The organism is Streptomyces nodosus, from assembly GCF_008704995.1.
GTDB lineage: Bacteria > Actinomycetota > Actinomycetes > Streptomycetales > Streptomycetaceae > Streptomyces > Streptomyces nodosus.
In genome coordinates this window covers 449,401-470,862 of record NZ_CP023747.1, presented here as the reverse complement: position 1 = coordinate 470,862, position 21,462 = coordinate 449,401, and the positions used below count along the sequence as shown (strand labels likewise).

The 21,462-nt window shown below is 70.3% G+C and carries 20 protein-coding genes and 2 pseudogenes; 16 read left to right on the top strand and 6 right to left on the bottom strand.

Going from position 1 to position 21,462, the window contains the following annotated elements:
- Positions 1–39 precede the first annotated feature (39 nt).
- The gene (locus tag CP978_RS02460; RefSeq protein WP_043437152.1) at positions 40–1,386 is read left to right on the top strand and encodes a COG1361 family protein; all 1,347 of its coding nucleotides are present in this window, start codon (positions 40–42) and stop codon (positions 1,384–1,386) included.
- 949 nt (positions 1,387–2,335) lie between these two features.
- Here the strand turns inward: CP978_RS02460 and CP978_RS02450 are convergent.
- From CP978_RS02450 to CP978_RS02440, 3 genes are all read right to left on the bottom strand, one after another.
- Positions 2,336–3,895 carry an SDR family oxidoreductase gene (locus CP978_RS02450; protein ID WP_052453954.1) on the bottom strand — a complete coding sequence of 520 codons (1,560 nt, stop codon included), beginning with the start codon at positions 3,893–3,895 and terminating at the stop codon, positions 2,336–2,338.
- Positions 3,896–4,056: 161 nt separating this feature from the next.
- Positions 4,057–5,430, bottom strand: coding sequence for a cryptochrome/photolyase family protein (locus CP978_RS02445; protein WP_043437148.1), 1,374 nt, complete (start codon positions 5,428–5,430; stop codon positions 4,057–4,059).
- A 156-nt stretch (positions 5,431–5,586) separates the two neighbouring features.
- A complete protein-coding gene (locus CP978_RS02440) occupies positions 5,587–6,159 on the bottom strand; it encodes a TetR/AcrR family transcriptional regulator (RefSeq protein WP_052453953.1) in 573 nt (190 codons plus the stop codon).
- A 134-nt stretch (positions 6,160–6,293) separates the two neighbouring features.
- On the opposite strand from CP978_RS02440, the gene CP978_RS02435 reads away from it, so the two are divergent.
- The 12 genes and pseudogenes from CP978_RS02435 to CP978_RS35450 all read left to right on the top strand — a co-directional run.
- Complete coding sequence (locus tag CP978_RS02435; RefSeq protein ID WP_043437146.1) at positions 6,294–6,986, top strand: NAD(P)H-binding protein; 693 nt, start codon at positions 6,294–6,296, stop codon at positions 6,984–6,986.
- 72 nt (positions 6,987–7,058) lie between these two features.
- Entirely contained in the window at positions 7,059–7,526 is a 468-nt protein-coding gene (locus CP978_RS02430; protein WP_052453952.1) for a nuclear transport factor 2 family protein, read from the top strand.
- Between the two features lie 93 nt (positions 7,527–7,619).
- On the top strand, positions 7,620–8,600 hold the full coding sequence (locus CP978_RS02425; RefSeq protein WP_043437144.1) for a zinc-dependent alcohol dehydrogenase family protein: 981 nt from the start codon (positions 7,620–7,622) through the stop codon (positions 8,598–8,600).
- 195 nt (positions 8,601–8,795) lie between these two features.
- Positions 8,796–9,362 (top strand): ester cyclase, encoded by a 567-nt coding sequence (locus CP978_RS02420; protein ID WP_043447952.1) that lies wholly within the window; start codon positions 8,796–8,798, stop codon positions 9,360–9,362.
- Between the two features lie 395 nt (positions 9,363–9,757).
- The gene (locus tag CP978_RS02415; RefSeq protein WP_052453951.1) at positions 9,758–9,952 is read left to right on the top strand and encodes a hypothetical protein; all 195 of its coding nucleotides are present in this window, start codon (positions 9,758–9,760) and stop codon (positions 9,950–9,952) included.
- A 448-nt stretch (positions 9,953–10,400) separates the two neighbouring features.
- Positions 10,401–11,162: an ABC transporter permease gene (locus tag CP978_RS02410; RefSeq protein ID WP_043447951.1), complete on the top strand. Its 762-nt coding sequence runs from the start codon at positions 10,401–10,403 to the stop codon at positions 11,160–11,162.
- 36 nt (positions 11,163–11,198) lie between these two features.
- Complete coding sequence (locus CP978_RS02405) at positions 11,199–12,245, top strand: taurine ABC transporter substrate-binding protein (protein ID WP_043437140.1); 1,047 nt, start codon at positions 11,199–11,201, stop codon at positions 12,243–12,245.
- Complete coding sequence (locus CP978_RS02400) at positions 12,232–13,038, top strand: ABC transporter ATP-binding protein (protein WP_043437138.1); 807 nt, start codon at positions 12,232–12,234, stop codon at positions 13,036–13,038. The genes CP978_RS02405 and CP978_RS02400 overlap by 14 nt, the downstream gene beginning before the upstream one ends.
- Positions 13,039–13,071: 33 nt before the next feature.
- Complete coding sequence (locus CP978_RS02395) at positions 13,072–13,980, top strand: TauD/TfdA dioxygenase family protein (RefSeq protein ID WP_043437136.1); 909 nt, start codon at positions 13,072–13,074, stop codon at positions 13,978–13,980.
- 84 nt (positions 13,981–14,064) lie between these two features.
- Positions 14,065–14,445 (top strand): annotated as a pseudogene (locus tag CP978_RS02390) (MBL fold metallo-hydrolase); the annotation flags it as partial.
- A gap of 86 nt (positions 14,446–14,531) precedes the next feature.
- Positions 14,532–14,876, top strand: coding sequence for an MmyB family transcriptional regulator (locus tag CP978_RS02385; RefSeq protein WP_227745297.1), 345 nt, complete (start codon positions 14,532–14,534; stop codon positions 14,874–14,876).
- Positions 14,877–14,996: 120 nt separating this feature from the next.
- Positions 14,997–15,254 (top strand): annotated as a pseudogene (locus tag CP978_RS35450) (IS5/IS1182 family transposase); the annotation flags it as partial.
- 36 nt (positions 15,255–15,290) lie between these two features.
- Here the strand turns inward: CP978_RS35450 and CP978_RS02375 are convergent.
- Together CP978_RS02375 and CP978_RS02370 are read right to left on the bottom strand one after the other, a co-directional pair.
- Positions 15,291–16,373 carry a polyprenyl synthetase family protein gene (locus CP978_RS02375; RefSeq protein WP_376697904.1) on the bottom strand — a complete coding sequence of 361 codons (1,083 nt, stop codon included), beginning with the start codon at positions 16,371–16,373 and terminating at the stop codon, positions 15,291–15,293.
- 56 nt (positions 16,374–16,429) lie between these two features.
- Complete coding sequence (locus tag CP978_RS02370; RefSeq protein WP_052453949.1) at positions 16,430–17,605, bottom strand: tetratricopeptide repeat protein; 1,176 nt, start codon at positions 17,603–17,605, stop codon at positions 16,430–16,432.
- A 232-nt stretch (positions 17,606–17,837) separates the two neighbouring features.
- Between CP978_RS02370 and CP978_RS02365 the strand changes: the two genes are divergently transcribed.
- The gene (locus tag CP978_RS02365) at positions 17,838–18,554 is read left to right on the top strand and encodes a response regulator (RefSeq protein ID WP_079161965.1); all 717 of its coding nucleotides are present in this window, start codon (positions 17,838–17,840) and stop codon (positions 18,552–18,554) included.
- A gap of 56 nt (positions 18,555–18,610) precedes the next feature.
- Here the strand turns inward: CP978_RS02365 and CP978_RS02360 are convergent, their stop codons facing one another.
- A complete protein-coding gene (locus CP978_RS02360; RefSeq protein WP_043447940.1) occupies positions 18,611–19,210 on the bottom strand; it encodes a TetR/AcrR family transcriptional regulator in 600 nt (199 codons plus the stop codon).
- Between the two features lie 97 nt (positions 19,211–19,307).
- Between CP978_RS02360 and CP978_RS02355 the strand changes: the two genes are divergently transcribed.
- Positions 19,308–19,904, top strand: coding sequence for a hypothetical protein (locus tag CP978_RS02355; protein ID WP_376697903.1), 597 nt, complete (start codon positions 19,308–19,310; stop codon positions 19,902–19,904).
- A gap of 433 nt (positions 19,905–20,337) precedes the next feature.
- Positions 20,338–21,456, top strand: coding sequence for an FAD-dependent oxidoreductase (locus CP978_RS02350; RefSeq protein ID WP_043437134.1), 1,119 nt, complete (start codon positions 20,338–20,340; stop codon positions 21,454–21,456).
- The last annotated feature ends 6 nt before the right edge of the window (positions 21,457–21,462 follow it).

Genomic DNA, 21,462 nt, shown 5'->3' with positions numbered 1-21,462 from the left:
CCGACCGCGTGACCTGACCGTCTCTCACCTGGAGATGACATGAGAGCTGACTCCGTCCGCCGCGCACTGCGGCTCGGAGCCTGTACGACGCTCGCCGCCGGACTCGTCACCCTGGGGCTCACCACCGCTCCCGCGTTCGCCGAGACCGAGCCGGAGACCGACCAACTCTGGATCACCGCCCCGTACGAGCCGACCCTGCCGCTCGGCATCGACGGCGGGGCACCGCTGATCCGCACGCTCGATGTCAGGCTCAACCACGACAACGACCACATCAGGGTGACCGACGGCCGGCTCACCGTGGACGCCTCCGGCATCGCCGGGGTCGCCGAGATCACCTGGCCGGACAACTGCACGCCGAGCGGCGCGACCGCGGTCTGCGACGTGCCCGAGGTGCCGGTGACCGGAAACACCGGCGGCGAGGTGCGTCTCAAGGTCCGCGCGGCCGACGGAGCGGCCGTCGGGGCGCGGGGCCGCATAACCTTCGAGGCGACGGCCACCGGCGGCTCGGACGGTACGCTCACCGCCCCCCGGGACAGCTTCGGCACCACGGTCACGGTCGCGTCGGGACCCGACCTCGCGCTCACGGCCGGCGACGACATCGAGCACGCCCGGCCCGGCAGCAGGCAGACGCTCCCGTTCACGCTCACCAACCACGGCAACGAGACCGCGCACGGCTTCACCATCAGGGTGACGGCCTCGTACGGGGTGCGGTACGTCAACCGGTACGACGCCTGCGTCTACACGACGTCGAGCGGGGACGCGTACGCCCCGATGTCGTACGCGAACTGCACCTTCGACCAGGATCTGGCCCCGGGAGCCTCCTTCGAACTGCCCGAGCCGCTGCGAATCGCGCTCAACCGGCACGCGCTACAGGAGCGGGTGGACATCTTGGCGCAGCCGGTCGGCGCGACCGACCTGGGGGGTTACGACGACTACGTGGCCCTGCAGATCGGCGCCGACAACACCGCCGACTTCTCGGTGACCGGCGCGGCGGTCACGGGCGCCGCGGGCGAGACGGTCACCGCGTCGCTCACCTTCAGGAACAACGGGCCCGGCTGGCTGGGCAATCCCGTCTCCGGGGACCCGGTCGCCGTGGTCCGGCTGATCGTTCCGCCCGGCACCACGGTCACGGGCGTGCCGGAGGGCTGCCTCCCGCGAGCCCTGTCCGGCGACGCCTACTACCAGGGCCGTACGGGCGCCCCGCGCTACGATTGCCGGCTGCCGTACTGGGTGCTGGAGAACACGGAGCACTCCTTCGCCTTCAAGCTCCGGATCGACACGGTGGTGCCCTCAGCGACAGGTGAGGTCAGCATCCATCCCCCGTTCGGCGAGTTCCGCCACGACCCGGACCTGACGAACAACACGGCCGTCCTCACCGTGAACTAGCGTCCGCCGGCGCCCGAAGGCACCTCTGCCTCAGCGCGCCGCACGGGTCACCTCCGCGAACTGGCCACCGCCTACGCGATCTCTCCGCGTCGATGGCCGGTTCGCGGAACATTCCACTGCGGGCCGAGCAGCCCGTCAATCAGCGGGCACGGCAACCACTTCAAACCGCGCACCCTAGCCGAGCTTCCGCAGCACCTCGGCGATGTTGGCCCGGTACGTCCGCAGCGCCGCGCCCGTACGGCGTGCCAGAGCTCAACCGTACGGTGACGGCGCTTGCAGGTGACGTCTGCGACGGCGGTGGCCCGCTCCCGCTGCGAATGACGGGTGTTGCCGTCGCTGTCCCGCTGCCAGGCGTCGTCCGTGTAGGCCGCGGCGGGGCCGGGGTAGCGGGCGAATCCCTGTGCTGCCACACAGCGGGACCAGACATCCCAGGCCTCACGGACGCGCGGGTCGCGCTTGACCGCCCTGTCGACCTCGGTCGCCCGTCTGCCGGCGTAGAGCCAGTCCCGCGTGACGTCGATGCCACGCATCAGCCGCCGGGTCGCGTCGGCGTTGCAGGTGGGCCAATCCGCATATTCGGCGCACGACACCCAGCCGCCACCCCCGCCACCCCATGGCCAGGGATGCTAGCGGGCAACGCGCACACGGTCGGCCCAGCCCCCGCAACTGATCGGCTCCGGCGCCGGGCACGCGCACGAAGCGGGCCCTGGTACTTCCTCCGCCGCTGCATCCCCTGAACCGACCGCTACGAAATGCAAGCAGATGATTAAGGAATGGAGGGTCCGATGGGCGAACTCCGGACCTTCGGACGGCCCACTGCACCCTGACCGGTGTCGGGGGGAGGCGGACGTCGCCGTCGCCGTATCCATGCATACGGTGGAGGAGTCCTGTGCATGCAGCATGCTGCCGCCTCCGCGGTGGCAGGACCGGGGACGGGGGAGGCCGGGGCTCACCTGGTCGGTCGGACCGTCGGCGAGGCCGTGCGGTCGGCGGAGGGCGCCCCGTGCCCCGGGCCGTGACCGCCCGCCTGCTCGGCCGTGCGGGCGATGTTGCGGGCCATGCCGCCGAAGACGACGGCGTGGAAGGGGGAGACGCTCCACCAGTAGGCCTGGCCGAGCAGTCCGTGCGGGTGGAACAGGGCGCGCTGGCGGTAGCGGGTCCGCCCCCTGTCGTCGACGCCGGCGCGCATCTCCAGCCAGGCCAGTCCGGGCAGCCGCATTTCCGCGCGCAGCCGCAGCAGCCGGCCCGGCTCGATCTCCTCCACCCGCCAGAAGTCCACCGAGTCGCCCACGCGCAGCCGGTGCGCGTCCCGGCGTCCGCGGCGCATTCCCACGCCTCCCACGAGCCGGTCGGCGATGCCCCGCACGGACCAGGCCAGAGGGAAGGAGTACCAGCCGTTCTCCCCGCCGATGCCCTCGATCACCCGCCACAGGGCCTCGGGTGGGGCGTCGACCGTGCGTTCCCGTAGGTCGGTGTAGAGGCTTCCGCCCGCCCAGTCGGGGTCGGTGGGTAGCGGGTCGCTGGGGGCGCCGGGTACCGAGGCGGAGGACCAGCGGGTGGCGACTTCCGCATCCTGTACGCGCTTGAGCGCAAGCCGTACCGCCTCGTCGAAACCGATGGGGTGGCCGGGCGGGTCGGGAACGTACCGGGTGATGTCGTTCTCCCGGCACACCACCTCGTGCCGCAGCGACTCCGTCAGCGGCCGGGCGATGGACGCGGGGACCGGGGTGACCAGACCGACCCAGTAGCTGGACAGGCGGGGGGTCAGCACCGGCACCGGCAGGATGACCCGGCGGGGCAGCCCGGCGACCGCCGCGTAGCGGACCATCATGTCCTGGTACGTCAGCACGTCGGGCCCGCCGACATCGAAGGTGCGGTTCACATCCGAAGGCATCTGGGCGCTGCCCACCAGCAGGCGCAGCACGTCCCGGACCGCCACCGGCTGGATGCGGGTGCGCACCCAGGTCGGTGTGACCATCACCGGCAGCCGCTCGGTCAGGTAGCGCAGCATCTCGAAGGACGCCGAGCCTGAGCCGATGATCACTGCGGCGCGCAGCACCGTCGTGGGCACCCCGCTCTCCAACAGGATGCGCCCGACCTCGGACCGGGAGCGCAGATGAGGCGACAGTTCCCGCTCGGGTACCCCGGCCGGGGCCAGCCCGCCGAGGTAGACGATGCGGCGCACGCCGGTGTCGGCGGCCTGCGCGCCGAAGACACGGGCGCTCTCGCGGTCCGTGTCCTCGAAGCCGCGTCCGGTGCCGATCGCGTGCACCAGGTAGTAGGCCACGGCGACCTCCCGCATCGCGGCCCCGACCGAGGCGGGGTCGGTGACGTCCCCACGGACCACCTCCACCTGGTCGGCCCAGGGGTGGTCGCGCAGTTTCCCGGGAGAGCGGGCCAGGCAGCGAACCCGGAATCCGGCGGCGAGCAGTTCGGGCACCAGCCGCCCGCCGATATAGCCGCTGGCCCCGGTCACCAGGCACAGCGGCCGGTCGGCCGTCGTCTCCATGGCCTCTCCTCTCCCGGGGGACATTCGGCCGTCGCACCGCACGTGGATGCGGCCCGGCCGCGACCTGCGAGTACCCCGGTACGAGCTGCTCGCGCGTCGCCCTGACCGCCGTCCTGGCAGCCGTCCTGGTCGTCCCCGGCGAATGCCCTCCCCGCCGGACCTCAAGCGCGATCCCGGGCCTGCTTGAAGCGGGCCAAGCCCTCCGCCAGGGACACCACCGGCTCGGGGTAACCGGTCCTCGAGCGCTCCTGCGCCGGAAGTCTCCACGGCTCGTGCACGACGGCCCCCTTCACGTCCGCCAGTTCCTCCACCCAGCGCCGCACATAGGATCCGTCCGGGTCGTATCGCTTGCCCTGGGCGACGGGGTTGAGCACCCGGTTGGGCCGGGTGTCGGTGCCCGTACCGGCCATCCACTGCCAGTTCAGCTGATTGTTCGCCACGTCGCCGTCGACCAGCAGGTCCAGGAAGTGCCGGGCGCCCACCCGCCAGTCGATGTACAGCGTCTTGGTGAGGAAGCTCGCCGCCAGCAGCCGGCCCCGGTTGTGCATCCAGCCCTCCTGGCGCAGCTGCCGCATCGCCGCGTCCACCACCGGATAGCCGGTGCGGCCATCCCGCCACGCCTCGGCATCCGCCTCCGCCCGCTTCCCCCGGCGCCACCGGTCGTGGCGGGTGCGGTAGTCGCGTACGGCGGCGTCGGGGCGTGCGGCGAGCACCTGACGGTTGAAGTCGCGCCAGGCGATCTGCCGTACGAACGCCTCCGCCCCCGCGCCGCCGGCCCTGCCGGCCCGGTACACCACCTCGACCGGCGACAGTGTGCCGAAGTGAAGGTGGGGGGAGAGCCGGGAGGTGGCGTCGCCCGCCAGGTCGTCGTGCCGTTCCGCATAGGCGTCCACGCCGGAGCGCAGCCACGCGGCGAGCCTGCGCCGCCCCTCCGTCTCGCCGCCCGCGCACAGCCCCGGCGACACGCCGCTCACCTCGCCGCGCTCCGGCAGCGAAGCGGAGCCCACCTCCTCCGGCACGGTGATCGCGCGCGGTGCGTCCAGCACGTCCCGCAGGCCCTGGGCGGACCAGCGCCGGTAGTACGGGGTGAACACCGCGAAGTGGTCGGAGGAGGCCGGCGTCACCGCGCCCGGCGCCACGGCGGTGCTCACCGTGTCGTGCACATACAGACGCCGCCCCTCGGCCTCCAGCGCCCGGCGCAGCCGCCGTTCGCGCGCGATCGCGAAGGCACTCACATCGCCCGCCATGTGCACCTCCTCGGCGTCCGCCTCGGTGGCCACCCGGCACACCTCCATGACCGTTTCGCCCTCGCGTAGCACCAGTCGGCCGCCCCGTTGCCGTAGCCGCGCGTCCAGGTCCCCCAGGCAGTCGGCGAGGAAGGCGAGCCGGTTCGGCGCGGCGAAACCCGCTGCGTCCACGGACCGGTCACGTACGAACAGCGGTACCACCCGGCGTCCTCCCCGCAGGGCCGCGCGCAGCGGCGGGTGGTCCGACAGTCGCAGATCGCAGGTGAACACGACGATCGAGGTCCGCATGGGGCTCCCGCTTCCGGTGGGGTCACCCTCGGATGGTTTCGCGCCGTCGGCCGGTGCCGGGTGCGACGGGCCGCCGATGGTCCCCCATTCGGGTGCCCGGGGGCCGAGGCCGAGCGGAAGCCGGGTCACGGCGGACGCAGCGGTGCGGTGGATGTGTTAGGTGAGGGGCGTGACGGGGCCCGCCTGGCGGAAACAGAGGTGCAGGCGTCGCAGGTACCCGTCGAAGGACTCTTCCGCAGGCCAGGTCTGATAGGCGGTGATCGTGGCGGCCAGCGCGAGGTTCAGCTGCAGGATGGGAGTCAGGTCGTCGGAGCCGGTGACGCGGGACTCCACCCAGTGCCTCAGATCATTGAAGAACTGCTCGCCGAACCTCTGGGCCGACTGTGCGAAGGCGGGCGACTGCGCCTTGAGACGACGCTGCAGCGGCATGCGGTCGCGCAGGCTCTCGCAGAACCCCGTCAGGATCGCGGTGAGCGAGTCCCAGAGTGGTTCGTCCGCAGGACGGTCGTCCATCAGGGCCTGCCAGTTGAGCCGCTCCTCGGGATCCTGATCCAGGACCGCGGCATCCTTGCCGGCGAAGTAGTTGAAGAAGGTGGCGCGCGAGACATTCGCCGCTGCCGCGATCTGCTCGACCGTCGTGGCCTCGTAGCCCTGCTCGTCGAAGAGCCGTAGGGCGGCGGACCGGATGGCGCGCCAGGTCGCCAGTTTTTTGCGCTCGCGCAGGTTCATGGTTCCTCCCACGAGCCCATCGTACGTCCCACTTCCTGGACGAGTGCATTTTTGGATCCGTCTAACTTTCATGGTTAGAGTGAATGCGGCGCCACGGACCTGAACCTGCACCCTCTACTACCTGGAGTCTGCCCGTGAAAGTCGTCCTCTTCGGTGCGTCCGGCATGGTCGGACAGGGCGTACTGCGCGCCTGTCTCCTCGACCCCGCCGTCACGCGTGTCCTGGTGGTGGTCCGCAACCCGCTGGGCGTCAGCCATCCCAAGCTGCAGGAAGTCATCCATCAGGACTTCACCGACCTGTCCGCCATCTCCGAACAACTGGCCGGTCACGACGCCTGCTTCTACTGCCTCGGCATCTCCTCCGCCGGCCGTAGCGAGGCCGAGTACACCCGCATCACCTACGACTACGCCCTCGCCGCCGCACGTGCCGTGTCCGTGTCCAACCCCGGACTGACCTTCACCTACGTCTCGGGAGAGGGCACCGACAGCAGCGAACAGGGCCGGACCATGTGGGGCCGCGTCAAGGGCCGCACCGAGAACGCCCTGCTGGCCATGCCGATGGACGCGTACATGTTCCGCCCCGCCTATATCCGCCCCCACCACGGAGCAGTCTCCAGGACGCCGTCGTACCGGGTGCTCTACGCCCTCACCTCCTGGCTCTACCCGCTGCTGCACCGCCTCGCTCCCCGCCACACCACAACGACCGAACACATCGGCCGCGCCATGCTCGCCGTCACCCGTCCCGGAGCGGTCGAGCAGCGGATCCTGTACAGCCCGGACATCAACCGGCTGGGCGGCGGGAGCGGGACCGCCGAGAAGGCCGGGTGATCGACCGTCTCACCATCACGGCGACACGACCCATGTATGCACTCGTCACACAATCACCTGAGGAAGAACGACATGGCTTCTCATTCCGCTGTCTCCCCCCAGGAAGCCGCCGACCGGCTGGCCATCCGTGAACTGATCGACGCCTACGCCCATTGCGCGGACCGCCGCGACGCGAAGGGCCAGATGGCGCTCTTCACCCCCGACACCCGCTTCCTCGTGTTCATGGACGCCACGGCTGCCGAGCCGACTCAGGAGCTGCACGGCCGCGACTCGCTGGCCCCGGTCTTCGACAATCTGAACACGTACGAGACCACCACTCACTTCAACGGGCAGAGCACGGTCTCGCTGGACGGAGCCCGGGCGACGGCCGAGAGCTATTGCCTGGCGCATCACCTGTCGGTGGGTGAGGACGGGCAGCGTAGGCTGATGATCGCCTCTATCCGCTATCTCGACGAACTCGTCAAGCAGGACGGCGGGTGGCTGTTCGCGGTACGCAGACTGATGGTCGACTGGACCGAGACCCGACCCTCCGCCGCCTGACCCGGTCGAGCCCCGGCCGCCGAGTTCGTGCCGTCGAAGTCCGCTCGTAGGATGAGGTGTCTTGACGGCGGGTGCACGGTAGGGAGGCTGTGGATGCTGGCAGCTGTTGCCGATTCGCCCGGACCACTCGCCGAGGTCCTGGCCCTACGTGATGTGGACGGGCCTGCGGCTCCCGGTAGGGGTGAGGTCGTGGTGCGTATGGTCGCGTCGACCGTCAACCCGTCGGACGAGGTCACTGTCTCGGGTGCCTACGGGTCGCGGACGTCGTTTCCCATGGTCCCGGGGTTCGAGGGCGTCGGTGTGATCGACGCTGCCGGTCCGGGGGTGCCTGCTGCGGCAGTGGGCCGGCGAGTCCTGCCGCTGGGGTCCCCCGGGGCCTGGCAGCAGTACAAGCGACTCCACTACTCCTGGTGTGTTCCTGTACCGGACGACCTTCCCGATGAGGTGGCCTGCTTCGCCTACATCAACCCCTTGACGGCCGTGACGATGATCGAGCGGTTCTGCCCACCGGGCGTGCGGAATGTGGTGGTCACAGCGGCGACATCGGCCATCGCCCGGCACCTGGCGGAACTCCTGACCGATCGTGGTGTCACACCCGTCGGGGTCGTGCGGGGAACGCCGGGGCGGAGGGTGGCCGAGCCGTCCCGGTGGCGGGCCGTGATCCGGACCAACGAGCCCGGGTGGCGCGAACGGCTGCGGGCAGTGATCGGTCCTGAAGGGGTCGACGTGGCCTTCGACTGTGTCGGTGGCGGCGTAGGCGAGGAGGTGTTCACGCTGACGGCCGCCGACGGCGTGTTCGTCCACTACGGCCTGCTGTCGGGAACGCCGCTCTCGGTGGAGTGCCTCACCGGCCGGAGGGACGTACGGGTGGAGCTCTTCCGTCTGCGTGACACCGTCCACAAGGACGGCGGGCAGCACCTGTCCGGGCTGTTCGCACCGGTCTTCGAGGGGCTGCGCCACGGACGCCTGCGCACGGCCGTCGGAAAACGCGTCGGGCTCAGCGACCTCACGGGTCACCTGACAAACCCGGCAGCCGGACATGCGGGGAAGATCCTCATCGACCTGCAGAGCTGACCACCGGGAGCCCGAGTCACGGCAACGAGCGTGTGAGCCACACCACTTCACCACTGGTGTCGTCCGGCGTTGAATCTCATCGTGCCAGGCGTGGCGTCATTGCCGACGTCAGCTGACGGGCACTCAGGGGGACCTGTAAATGAACTAACGTTTAGCCCCCATGTTCTGATCAATGCGAGGCGGAGAGTGACCACCGTGAATCGGTTCATACTTCCCGATGAGTCCGTGCTTCGGGCCCGGGAGAAGCTCGTTCTCGACCACTTCCGTGACGAGGTCGCACAGGACTGGGACGCCACTCTGTCCACTTTTCCGCACCCGCACTACGAACTCATCGCATCGATGCAGGTACACGACGGCGATGCCGAAGTGCGCGCGTACTACGACGAAACGCGCGTCGCGTTTCCTGATCAACGTCACGAAATCATCGCGTTCCGTCATAGCGTCGACGCCGTCATTGTGGAGTTCTGGCTTCTGGGCACACACCTCGGCCCCCTCGGTAAGATCCCGCCGACCGGCGCCACTCATCGCACGCGCATGAACGCGTACTTCATCTTCGACGAGAACGAGAACCTCGTGACCGAGCGGATCTACTTCGATCAGCTGAGCGTTCTCAAGCAATTGGTCGCGGGGGTGGACAGGCGCAGGCCGAGCGGTCTGCTCAAGCTCGTCCGGATGCTCAGGGGTGTCCTTTCCGCGACCGGTGGAAGTGCTGACCCGCGGCTTACCGACACGACAGAGCCCGACTTCGTCGCAAGGCTCTAGGAGTGCGCCCGGCCCGCACACGAGTCCGAACCGAGATCGTACGGAACTCGACTCCTCCCCAGGCAGACCCAACCCTAGAGGTCAGCATCCGAGGGGGAGCCGGAATGAGACGTGTGGGCGGGGCGGTGTGCCTGGCGTTGGGTCTCACCATGGTGAGTGGGTGCAGCCCTCCCGACCTGCCGCTCGTGGCGGTGCGAAACGGGGGCCACAGGCAGTCGGTGGCCGAACTACGGCCGTGTGACGGGGGCGAGACGCTTTCTGGGATGCGTCTGGGGAGCTGGACACCTGAAGAAGGCGAAGCCGCGCTCGAAGACGACAGCGGATGGGAGGCATGGGGAGCGACAAACCGTGGAGGTGTCGTCTTCCCGATCTTCTTCCCACCACCCGAATGGCGCGTGCAAACCTTCGGCAGACAGGCACTGCTGCCCGGACGGACCTATGCGCTGGCCTTCCACGGGTCCGGCGGTTACATGGCACATGTCTACTTCACCGCCGATGACCTCGCCTCCCTCCGGCCGGGCCAGGTCTGGGCCGACGGCCGGGCCATGAGCACCAAGGACTTCGACGAACTCGTCGACGACAAGTGCTGACGGGCATCACGGTCGTCACCGTCACTTCGACAGCAAGCTTGCCTTGAATCCAGGTTCCAGAAAGTGGACGGCTCTTGGTGGAGAACGGCGGCTGCTGTATAACAGCCCCATGAATCACAAGCCTTTGGTGCGACGCCTGGTCATCGACCTGTGCCGACGCCCGGCTTCGTGTTGTCGCTGATCGCTGATCGCTTGATCCCGCGTCGCTGACGCGCCCCACCAGCCGGTGTCGTCTTTCGACGGCGCCGTCTCCTGTCGCACCCTTGGGTGCTTCCTCTGGGCTGTCCGGCCTTTGCCGACCCCAACTGCTCGTCTCCCGGTGCCTTCTGGAGCCTGCCCCGTGTCCACGACACCCTCCGTGCCAGAAACCGATCCCACCACCCCGACAACTGACAGACCTTCCGTACGGCGTCGTTCCCGCGTCCCGGAACGCGTCGCCCATGTCGCCCTGCCACTCGGCTCGCTTCTGCTGTTTCTCCTCCTGTGGCAGGCGCTGGCGGCGAGCGGAGCGTGGAGCGAGACGCTGGTTCCGCCGCCCACGAAGGTGTGGGACGCGTTCGTCGACCTGTCCACGACGCACCACGGCGTACGGGGCTACAACGGCACCACGCTCATCGAGCACCTGGGTATCAGCCTGCGGCGCATCGCGCTCGGCGCCGGGATCGGCATCGCCGCCGGGCTGGTCTTCGGACTGCTCATGGGCACCGTCGGCTGGGTGCGCTCGTTGTTCGAGCCCTGGATCACCTTCCTGCGGACGCTGCCACCGCTGGCGTATTTCTCGCTCCTCATCATCTGGCTGGGCATCGACGAGGAGCCGAAGATCACGCTGCTCGCGGTGGCCGCCTTCCCGCCGGTGGCCGTGTCCACCACGACCGCCGTGGCCGCCGTACCGACGAGCCTGGTCGAGGCGGCCCGCGCGCTCGGCGGGTCGCGATGGGACGTGGTCAGGGACGTCATCGTGCCGTCCGCGCTGCCGGAGACGCTCACCGGTGTCCGGCTGGCGGTCGGCGTCGCCTACTCCTCCCTCGTCGCCGCCGAACTGGTCAACGGGCTGCCCGGCATCGGCGGCATGGTGAAGGACGCCGCCAACTACAACAACACTCCCGTGGTGCTCGTCGGCATCATCGCCATCGGTGTCTCCGGCCTGGTCATCGACGCACTGCTGCTGCGGCTGGAACGTACGGTCGTTCCGTGGCGCGGTCGCGCATAACCGCACCCCCTGCCCTCACACAGAAACGGCCCCGCCATGTCCCGTCCCTCCCGCCGCCTGCTGCTCGCGGGTGCCCTCGCCGCCGCCTCCGCCGCCGTCACCGGCTGCTCCTCCGGCAGCGAGGGGTCCTCGTCCGACGGCTCCAGGAGACTCCGCATCGGATACTTCGCCTTTCCCAGCGGCGACCTGATCGTGAAGCACAAGAGGCTGCTGGAGAAGGCCTTGCCGGACCACAAGATCTCGTGGATCAAGTTCGACTCCGGAGCAGGCGTCAACCAGGCCTTCATCGGCAACTCCCTCGACATCGCCGCCCTGGGGTCGAGCCCGTTCGCCCGTGGGGTGTCCGGGAGTTCGCCCATCCCGTACAAGGTCGCGTGGATCCTGGACGTGGCAGGCGAGAACGAGGCGCTCGTGGCACGCAAGGGCACCGGGATAACCGATGTGGCAGGTCTCAAGGGGAAGAAGATCGCCACCCCGTTCGCGTCCACCTCGCACTACAGCCTGCTGGCGGCGCTGGAGAAGGCGGGCCTCAAGCCGGCCGACGTCCAGCTCGTCGACCTCCAGCCGCAGCCGATTCTCGCCGCGTGGCAGCGCGGTGACATCGACGCCGCGTACGTCTGGCTGCCCACTCTCGACGAACTCCGCAAGACCGGAACGCAGGTGACCAGCAGCAAGGAGATCGGTGCGGCCGGGAAGCCCACCCTCGACCTGGCCGTAGTGTCGGACGAACTGATCTCCCGGGATCCGCAGGCGATCGACGCCTGGCGCAAGGCAGAGGCTGAGGCGTTGCGGCTGCTGAAGTCCGACCCCGACGGCTCGGTCAAGGCCGTCTCGTCCGAACTGAACATCAGCGAGGCGGACGCCAAGGCGCAGCTCGCGCAAGGGGTGTTTCTCACCCCGCAGCAGGTGGCCTCCGCGGATTGGCTGGGCACCGGATCCGACTCCGACCCGGGCAGATTGCTGACCTACGTCACTGACACGGCCCGGTTCCTGGCCGATCAGAGACAGATCGACACCGCGCCGTCCGCGGCTGTCGTCCGTAAGGCGTTCTATCTTGAGGGGCTTTCCGATGTCCTCAAGTGAGATCACGAAGACAGCCGAGGACCCCCGGACCTCGCAGTCCGCTTCCATCCGGATCGAGCACGTCACTCATGCGTACGGCGGCGTCACCGCCGTCGGCCCCGTCGATCTGACCGTCCGGCCCGGTGAGTTCCTCGTCCTGGTGGGCGCCTCCGGCTGCGGCAAGAGCACCCTGCTGCGGCTGATCGCCGGATTCGAGCAGCCCACCCACGGCTCGGTGCGGGTGTCCGGCACCGCACCACGGCCCGGCAAGTCGGCCGGGGTCGTGTTCCAGACACCGCGGCTGTTCCCGTGGCGGACCGTGCGGGGCAACCTCGACCTGGCGCTGCGGTACGCGGGCGTCGACTGGGCCCAAAGGCCCACGCGGCGCGCCGAGTTGCTGGCGCGGGTCGGTCTGGAGGGCACCGCGGAACGGCGCATCTGGGAGATCTCCGGTGGCCAGCAGCAGCGTGTTGCCATAGCCCGGGCGCTGGCCGCCGAGAACCCGCTGTTCCTGCTCGACGAGCCGTTCGCCGCGCTGGACGCGCTGACCCGGGAACGGCTTCAGGAGGACCTCCGCCGGGTGACCGCGCAGACCGGGCGGACCACGGTGTTCGTGACGCACTCGGCCGACGAGGCGGTGTTCCTCGGCTCCCGAGTCGTCGTACTGACCAAGGGCCCCGGGACCGTGGCACTGGAACTGCCGATCACCCTGCCGCGCGACGACGTCGACGCCGACGAGCTGCGCGAGTCAAGGGAGTTCAACGAACTGCGGGTGCGGGTCGCCCACGCCGTGAAGACCGCCGCCGCAGCCTGACACCCGTAGGACGGACTGAGAAAGGACACCCACATGAGCATCTTCGGAGACCAGCCGACACTGACACGGCTGCCGATCACCGAGCTCGGCCCGCGCTTCGGCGCCGAGATCCACGGCATCGACCTCGGCAGCCTCGACGACGAACAGGTCCTCGCGCTCCGGGAGGCACTCGTCAGATACAAGGTGCTCTTCGTCCGCGGCCAGGACGGGTTCGACGACGCCGCGCAGATCGAGTTCGGCCGGCGGCTGGGCGAGGTCACCGTGGGACACCCGGTCCATGACTCCGGCGACGTGGCCCCCGAGGTGTACTCCCTGGACAGCCAGGACAACGGATTCGCCGATGTGTGGCACACGGATGTGACGTTCGTGGAGCGGCCGCCGGCGATCTCGGTGCTGCGGGCCGTGGTGCTGCCGCCCAGCGGCGGCGACACCAACTGGGCCGACAGCCAGCTCGCCTACGAGTCACTGTCACCGGGCCTGCGGACGCACCTCGACACCCTCACCGCCGTCCACGACGGCACCCGCGAGTTCGGCTACTACCTGGCCCAGCGCCGACAGGGCCGAGGCAATCTATGGGAAGGCGAGGTGTTCACCGAGCTGAAGCCGGTGGAGCACCCGGTCGTGCGGGTACATCCCGAGAGCGGACGCAAGGGCCTGTTCGTGAACCCCGGCTTCACCTCGCACATCGTCGGCGTCTCGGAGCACGAGAGCCGGGGCATCCTCGACATCCTCTACGCCCATCTCACCAAGCCCGAACACGTCGTACGCCATCGCTGGCGGCCCGGGGACGTCGCCCTGTGGGACAACCGGAGCACGTCCCACTACGCCAACCGCGACTACGGCGACCAGCACCGCGTCATGCACCGCATCACACTGCGCGGGGACACCCCGGTGGGCCCCGGCACCACCCGTCATGTGAAAGCCGAGAGGGTGTCAATCTAACCGGCTCTCCCGGCGGTTGAGCGGCCACCGCCGCGCGCGCTCGTCCCCCATCGGTGATCACCCCGGCCGCGTCCCCGGGGTGTGGCCCCCGAGGGCGACACCCTCGCCTTCCAGGTGACCGCGGGCAGCGAGGGGCCCTCGGCCTTCTCCATGGGCGCCAGCGACTTCAGCGAGCACGCGGCGCGAGGACTGCGCCCGGGGGACCTGGCGATGGTCGCCGTACCGGCCAGTGCCTCGACGCACCGCTACGTCCCCCGGCTGCTGCGAGCGCTCGGCGACCCCGGCGTCGTGGTGCCCGTGCACCGGGACGACTTCGAGAGGTCGCTGGACCTGCCGCCGAGCCCCGACCCGTCGGCGGACGTCGAGGCTTTCATCGCGCAGGTCCGCCGCGAGTCCCCCGTGGCGCGCGTCGTCGTCCCCGACTACCGCACCGTCTACGGCGCGGACATGCGTCCGACGTCCTGACCGCGCCCGAGGGCGGTCGGGCCCCACGGTGCCGTCGACGCCCCCGCACAGGAGGTCCGCGTGGACCGTACAGGCGTGCGCGCACCGTGTACCCGGACTGGGACGGGGTCGCCGACGAGCAGGTCGCTGCCCTCAAACAGGGGCCGGGGCAGACCGACGTCCATGTCAGTGCGCTGATGGACGAGTTGACGGTGTCCTCCGGGGAACCGTTCGCCGCCCGCCTGCGGACGCTGCCGGGGTTGCCACGGGCGAACGCGATGGTGCGCACGGTCCATCCGCAGGTGGGAGAAGTACTGTTGGCGTACGAAACGCTCGGCCTGCCCGCCGACGACGACCAGCAACTCGTCGTCCACCTGTCGGCCGACGGCGCGAGCGCCGCCGCACTTGACCGCCTCACCGGCCGCCGTCCCGGCGTTCTGCGGGCGGTCTGAACCGTACTGCCGACGCGTGCCGCCGACGAGCCGCACCCCGCCGCCGTCGACCGGTCCCGAAGAGGGGAACCGCGGTTTCCCGTACGGCGGCGGGCGCACGCCCGAGTCCCCCGACTCGCGAGCCGGCCCTGGAGCCTGCCATGGGGAGACCGTGACCTGCCGGACGCCGGATACCGGCGCACGAGCCGCACCCTGCGGCGGCCGACGCCGCTCTTCGGGGTGTCGAGGTCGGCCGCCGACCGCGGCACCGGCCACCTCGCGGCGCCGCTCGCGCTCCACCCGCGCAAGCGGTTCCGCAAGGACATCGTGCTGAAGGTGAACGGCACCCCGCTCCCGACCCGCGACCACACCGTCACCGAGCAGCCGAAGAACCATCGGGTCAGGTACGGTCCCGGACCGGTCGGCGAACCGCTCTCACGATGTGCGGTCGAGGAGGAAACCGACAAGTAGCTCCAACTCCCGTACCGCCACCGGGTCCAGCCGTATGCCGTCCAGGCAGGCCCGGGCCGCGTTCAGTTGCTCCCGCGCCTCCGCACGAGCCGCGGCCCGCCCGCCGGCCTCGTCGACGAGCAGGGCCGCCCGGGACGCGGCCGCCCCTTCCAACGGCTCGGTACCCTCCAGCAGTACGGCCAGTTCACGGGCGGCCGGGCCGTTCCCGGTGAGCGCGGCGAGTACCGGATAAGTCTTCTTCCGTTGCCGCAGATCACTGTGGACGGGTTTGCCGGTCACCTGCGGATCGCCCCAGATGCCGAGCAGGTCGTCCACGATCTGGAAGGCGATCCCCAGGTGCCGGCCGGCCCGGTCGAGTGCCGTGACCGTCTCCGCGGGGGCTTCGCCCAGTTCGGCGCCGAGTGCGGCGGCGCACCCGAGGAGGGAGCCGGTCTTGTGCTCGACCATGACCCGGTAGCCTGCCGGTCCCACCGCGGTGGGACCGCTCCAGGGCAGGGACTCGAAGCGCAGATCGTCGGCCTGGCCCCGTACCAGCAGGGTGAGGGCCAGACACAGCCGCCGTACCGCCGAGGGCGCCCGGTCTCCCGGCGTCTCGGCGAGGCTGCGCACGGCGAGGGCGTGCAGGGCGTCCCCGGCCAGCACCGCGGGCCCGACGCCGTAGGAGCGCCACACCGCGGCGCGCCGGCGTCGTACCGGGTCGCCGTCCATGATGTCGTCGTGCACCAGGGAGAAGGCGTGCACCAGTTCCACGGCGACCGCCGCGGGCCCCGCCACCTTCCCGTCCGCGCCGACCGCCTCGGCCGAGAGCACGGCGAGGGCCTGCCGTAACCCCTTCCCCTCGGACGCCGCAGGATCGGGATCGCCGTTCGTGTCGCGCCAGCCCAGGGCGTACGCCGCCATCTCACCGGTCCACGGGTCGAGCCGCCCGACCGCCTCCACCAGCCCTGGACGTACCAACTCCCGGCAACGCGCCAGCACTTCCACCGCAGACCCCGCCACCGCGGAAGCCGGCCCCGCGCCCTTGCCGGGCGGCACAGCCACCCGCACCGGCCCTACGGTCGCGGTACCCGAGGCGCGGGCGGCCGGCGCCCGCAACGCGCCGCTCACCGCAGACCCGCCACATCGGCCACCGCAAGCGCCTCCGCACGCGATGCGGAGAATCCCGCCGCCCCCGCACGCCCCCGCTCCTCGGGCAAAGGTCCCACACCCAGTTCGGCGGCGGCCTTCTCCACCATCTCCCGTGCGTGACGCAGCCCTATGCCCGCCAGCAGACCCCGCAGCTCCACAAGATCCGCCTCCGTCTGCGCGGACCCACGCCCGAGCCGGGCAAGCGTTTTGGTGAGCCCGAGCCGGGACAGCGCCGTGCCCCGCGGCTCCGTCATGTCGCCGAACTCCTTTAAAGCCCGCGCGTACCACTCACGGGCCTCCTCGTAACGCCCCGCCCGGTACAGGACGTTGCCGCGCATCTTGTGGTTGAAGGCCAGGGCACCGCGAAGGTTCATCGCCGTACAGGCATCCTCGGCCCGGGACAGCAGTGACAGGGCGTACTCCACCTTCCCGTCACGCACGGAGACCACATCGGCCATGCCCCGCAGCGCCCACGCCCAGCCGCGCATGTCCTCGGCCCGCTCGGCGATCCCGGCGGCCTCCTCGAACAAAGTCAGGGCCCGGTCGTAGGCACCGTTGTTCCGGTGCATCTGCGCGATCCCCTCCAGCGCCCACACCGTGTGCCGGGCCTCACCCCGTCGTCGAGCTTCGGCCAGCAGTTGCTCGTGCAGTTCCTCCACCGCCGCGTAGTCACCCTGGATACGCCCCGTCTCCGCGAGCCCGGCCAGCGAATACCCGCGTACGACGACATCACCGCCCTGCTCACCCCACTCGGCCGCCAGCCGCAGCAGCCGGTACGCCAGCCGGAACGCGCCCCGCTGCCGGGCCAGGGTGCCGCCGCTCCACAACGCCCATGCCATCGCCCCCGCATGGTTCGCCGCGCGGGCGGCGCGATAGCTGGCCTTCCACGCCCGGTCGGCCTCCGCCGTCCGCCCCAGCCGCCGGTACGCCTCGGCGACCGCGAGTCCGCAACGCGCCGTCTCCCGCAGATCACCGGCCTCCTCGGCGGCCCGCAGTTCCTCCAGCCCCCGGGCGAGGACGTCCGGCAAAGGCGCGTTGACCGACAGGGACCCCAGCGCCCCCTGGTACTCCGCGGCCGACGCCTTCGCCCGGCCGCCTTCCTCCGCTGCTGCCACGACTCCGACTGCCGCCTGGTCTGCCCGACCCGGCATACGCCCACCTCCGGACCGCTCGTTGTTGATCACGACAACCGTCAAGACGCCCCCGGGGACGGGGGGTTCCGGAAACGGAGCGATGTCGTCCGACAGACGGGCGCCGCGTCGTCCTCAAGTGCCGTCCGCCCCCGCCCGGTCCCCCTGCAGAGGGACCGGACAGCGAGCCTTCCGGCTGACGGGAGCCCTCACGGCCTTGGGAACGCGCCGATTCCCCGATAGGGGCGGGGCGTTGAAGGCGGCCGCTCAGCGTCGGGCCGCACGACGAACCCGACGACGGCTCGACGAAGCAGCCCCGAAGTGCTCCGAGGCCGCCGACGGCACCGAGGTCATGGACCTGGTCGACCGGCATCGCCCCGACCTCGTACTGATGGACATCCGCATGCCGCGGATGGACGGACTGGCCACCACCGAGGTCCTGCGCCGGCGTCTTGACCCACCGCAGGTACTGATCCTGACCACGTTCACCACGGACGGCTACATCCTGCGCGCCCCGGCCGCCGGCGCCGTTCTCTACCGACTGACCGAGTCCGGTCTGGAACTGGAGCCGGTCCTGAAGGCGCTCGGGCTGTGGGGGCTCCGGTTCATGGCCGAGGAACGGCCGGACGACGCCTTCCGGGCGCAGTGGCTGGCCTACGCCCCGGCGTGGTTCACCACCGACGACGAGCCGGACGCCCCGCCCGTGGTCATCCAACTCGTCGCGTCCGGCGAGTCGGCCGTCATCGAGCTGCGGAACGGCCGGGTCCACACCAGGCTCGGCCGCGCCACCGACCCGGACCTCGTCCTGGACGGACCGCCCCGTGCCGTCCTCGGTCTGCTCAGCGGTCTGATCGATCTCGAACGCGCTGGTCGGCTCGGCATGTCCGCCACCGGCCGACGGGACCTGCTCACCCGCCTCTGTCCGGTCGCACAGGACCGGGCGCATGCTGAGGATGACGTCCTCGGCTGAGCCCCGACGCGTAGTCAGGCCTCAGGTCTCGGATCGAGGTCCGGGGCGGCCGGGCCCTACGCGGGCTCGGGGGCGGTGCGGGCCCGCAGGATTCCCTCGACGCCGTCCAGGAACGTCTCGGAGATCAGCTGCGGATCGAAGAGGCAGCCGGCCGCCATCGCGCCGTCTCTGAGCATGACGAACTGCCGGCCGGCGGCCTCGGCGGGTGCGTCGCCGGTCTGCGCGAGCAGGTCGGTGACGGTGTCCAGGAACCACTGACGGTGGGCGAGTACCGCCCGGTGGACGGGGTGGTCGCGATCGGGATACTCGGCCACCGCGTTGAGGAACGCGCATCCGCGGAACCCGGGTGACCGGATGCCCTCCACGATGGACCGGGCGACGTCACGGACTCGATCGGCCGGGGGTCGTCCGCCCGCTCGGGCGATGGCGTCCACCTGCCCACGGATCGCCCGGTCGACCTGGTCGAGGTAGGCGAGGATGAGGCTTTCCTTGCCGGAGAAGTGCCGGTACAGCGTGGCGCGGGTCACCTGCGCCTCCGAGGTGATCCGGTCGATGCCGACGGAGTGGATCCCCTCCGAGTAGAAGATCTCGGTCGCCTTGCCGAGCAGACGCGACCGCGCCTCGGAGGTGCTGCCGCCTTCTGTGCTCCCACTCATGCGGATCAGCATACCAAGCCCCTGAGGGAGAACGTTCGGTCTTGACAGTGACGCGGCCGGTCGTCTTGAGTGTGAAGCAGACCGAACGTTCTCCCTCATGGATTGCGCTACTCCACCGCGCCCGAAAGGCACACCCGTGAAAACCCTGGAAGCTCGCACCGTCACGGCCTCTTTGGCTCTGCGCAAGCTGTACTTCGCCCGCTTCGCCTTCGCCGCCGTATGGGCGGCCCTGCTGTTCGCGACGGCCTCGGCGCTGCGTCCGCCGAGCGTGGCGCTTCTGGTGATCTACCCCCTGTTCGATGTGACCGCCGCCATCGTCGATGTCCGTACCGCAAGGACGAAGGGCGGCGCGGTCACCGGCCTGTACACCAACATCGTGATCAGCTCGCTGGCGGGCATAGGCCTGGCGGTCGCCGTCACGTCCGGTATCCCGGCCGTCCTGCGGGTGTGGGGACTGTGGGCGATCACCGCTGGACTCGTGCAACTGGCCGTAGGGGCGGTCCGCCGCCGACTGGGAGGGCAGTGGCCGATGATTGCCAGCGGGGCCATCTCTGCCGTGGCGGGCACGTCGTTCGTCGTCCAGGCCGGCAAGGAGAACGCCTCCCTGGGGGGCCTCGCGGGCTATGCGTTCCTGGGTGGCGTCTTCTTTCTGATCTCCGCACTGCGTCTGAAGGGCGCGGACGGGGAGGGATGACCGGGCGCCACGAACGCGACGCGCGACGCCTCAGTCACCTCGGCCCAGCTGTCGCCCCGGCACCGAGTGAGCGCGGCATGGCCTGAGGCCGGAGGGCGGGGACCGCAGCGTCGCGCATACGCCGTCGACGCTGCGGGCTTCGCGGCGGTCCCGGGGTCGGGAAACCGGTCGGAAGTACGGTCACGGACTGCGCGGACCTTGCTTCGGGCCGGTGCCGGGAACAGCGTGGAACTCCAGGCTGGGGACATGCCGGACGAAGACCTCCCGCCGACGCTTCATGTAGCGGGCCTGACCGAGAAATACGGTCGCCGCGGCAAGTCGGCCCTGGCCTGCGGGCTCAGTGAGCCGACAGCCGGCTCGCGCCGGTCCCACACCGTTACGGTCACACCGTTCTGTTGCGATGCATCGTATTGAGCAAATACAGTGTATCGACATGAGACATCGTATCGCCGTGGTCGGAAGCGGCCCTGCGGGCCTTACCCTCGCCCGTGTCCTGCACCGCCATGGCTACCCCGTCACCGTCCTCGAACGCGATCCCGCTCCTGACGCCCGCCCCCCTGGCGGCACGCTGGACCTGCACGAAGGGCTGGGCCAACGCGCGCTGGACAAGGCGGGGCTGCTGGCGGAGTTCCAGGCGCTGTCCCGCCCCGAGGGGCAGGCCATGCGCATCCTGGACCCGCACGGGACCGTCCTTCGCGACTGGCGACCCCGTCCGGACGACCGGGCCCATCCCGAGATCGACCGCGGGCAACTCCGTGACCTGCTGCTCGGCCCCCTCGATGTCCAGTGGGGTCGGGGAGTGGCACAGGTGCTACCGGGGACCCGGGACGGCGCACTGGTCCATTTCGCGGACGGGCGGCAGGAGGCCTTCGACCTCGTGGTCGGCGCGGACGGCGCCTGGTCCCGGGTCCGCCCTGCGGTCTCGTCGGTGACGCCGCACTACACCGGCGTCACCTTGGTCGAGACCTCCCTCGACGATGTCGACACCCGCCACCCTGACCTCGCCCGGTTGATCGGCGACGGTTCCATGGCCGTGTACGGCGTGAACCGAGCTCTTGTCGCCCAGCGCAACAGCGGCGGCCACGTCAAGGTGTACGTTCAGCTCCGCGCGCCGCTGGACTGGCACACGAACCTGGATCTGACCGACGTCGAGGCCGTGCGCTCGAGCCTGCTGGCTCGGTTCGACGGCTGGGCTGCCCCCGTCCTCGGCCTCCTCCGGCACGGCACCGCCTTCGTCCACCGCCCCCTCTTCGTGTTGCCCGTGTCCCACACCTGGACCCACGTCCCCGGGGTGACGCTCCTGGGCGACGCCGCCCATCTGATGCCCCCGTTGGGGGCGGGCGCGAACCTCGCGATGCTGGAAGGCGCCGAACTCGCCGAGTCCATCGCCACCGGCCCTGGAGATCTGGACGAGGCCGTCCTCGCCTTCGAGGAACAGATGTGGGCACGGGCCGGCCAATGGGCGAAGATGACGATGGCCGGCCTGGAACGCCTGGTGAGCCCGGACCCCGCCGAAGCCCTCGCCCTCTTCGACCAAGTCCAGCCATCCTGACCGCCG

Bases quoted from the DNA above. Each gene is read 5' to 3' on its own strand.
- CP978_RS02440 (WP_052453953.1), bottom strand. From the start codon at position 6,159: ATGAACCTGCGCGAGCGCAAAAAACTGGCGACCTGGCGCGCCATCCGG.
- CP978_RS02405 (WP_043437140.1), top strand. From the start codon at position 11,199: ATGTCCCGTCCCTCCCGCCGCCTGCTGCTCGCGGGTGCCCTCGCCGCC.
- CP978_RS02355 (WP_376697903.1), top strand. From the start codon at position 19,308: ATGGATTGCGCTACTCCACCGCGCCCGAAAGGCACACCCGTGAAAACC.
- CP978_RS02430 (WP_052453952.1), top strand. From the start codon at position 7,059: ATGGCTTCTCATTCCGCTGTCTCCCCCCAGGAAGCCGCCGACCGGCTG.
- CP978_RS02370 (WP_052453949.1), bottom strand. From the start codon at position 17,605: ATGCCGGGTCGGGCAGACCAGGCGGCAGTCGGAGTCGTGGCAGCAGCG.
- CP978_RS02400 (WP_043437138.1), top strand. From the start codon at position 12,232: ATGTCCTCAAGTGAGATCACGAAGACAGCCGAGGACCCCCGGACCTCG.
- CP978_RS02460 (WP_043437152.1), top strand. From the start codon at position 40: ATGAGAGCTGACTCCGTCCGCCGCGCACTGCGGCTCGGAGCCTGTACG.
- CP978_RS02445 (WP_043437148.1), bottom strand. From the start codon at position 5,430: ATGCGGACCTCGATCGTCGTGTTCACCTGCGATCTGCGACTGTCGGAC.
- CP978_RS02395 (WP_043437136.1), top strand. From the start codon at position 13,072: ATGAGCATCTTCGGAGACCAGCCGACACTGACACGGCTGCCGATCACC.
- CP978_RS02425 (WP_043437144.1), top strand. From the start codon at position 7,620: ATGCTGGCAGCTGTTGCCGATTCGCCCGGACCACTCGCCGAGGTCCTG.
- CP978_RS02450 (WP_052453954.1), bottom strand. From the start codon at position 3,895: ATGGAGACGACGGCCGACCGGCCGCTGTGCCTGGTGACCGGGGCCAGC.
- CP978_RS02350 (WP_043437134.1), top strand. From the start codon at position 20,338: ATGAGACATCGTATCGCCGTGGTCGGAAGCGGCCCTGCGGGCCTTACC.
- CP978_RS02360 (WP_043447940.1), bottom strand. From the start codon at position 19,210: ATGAGTGGGAGCACAGAAGGCGGCAGCACCTCCGAGGCGCGGTCGCGT.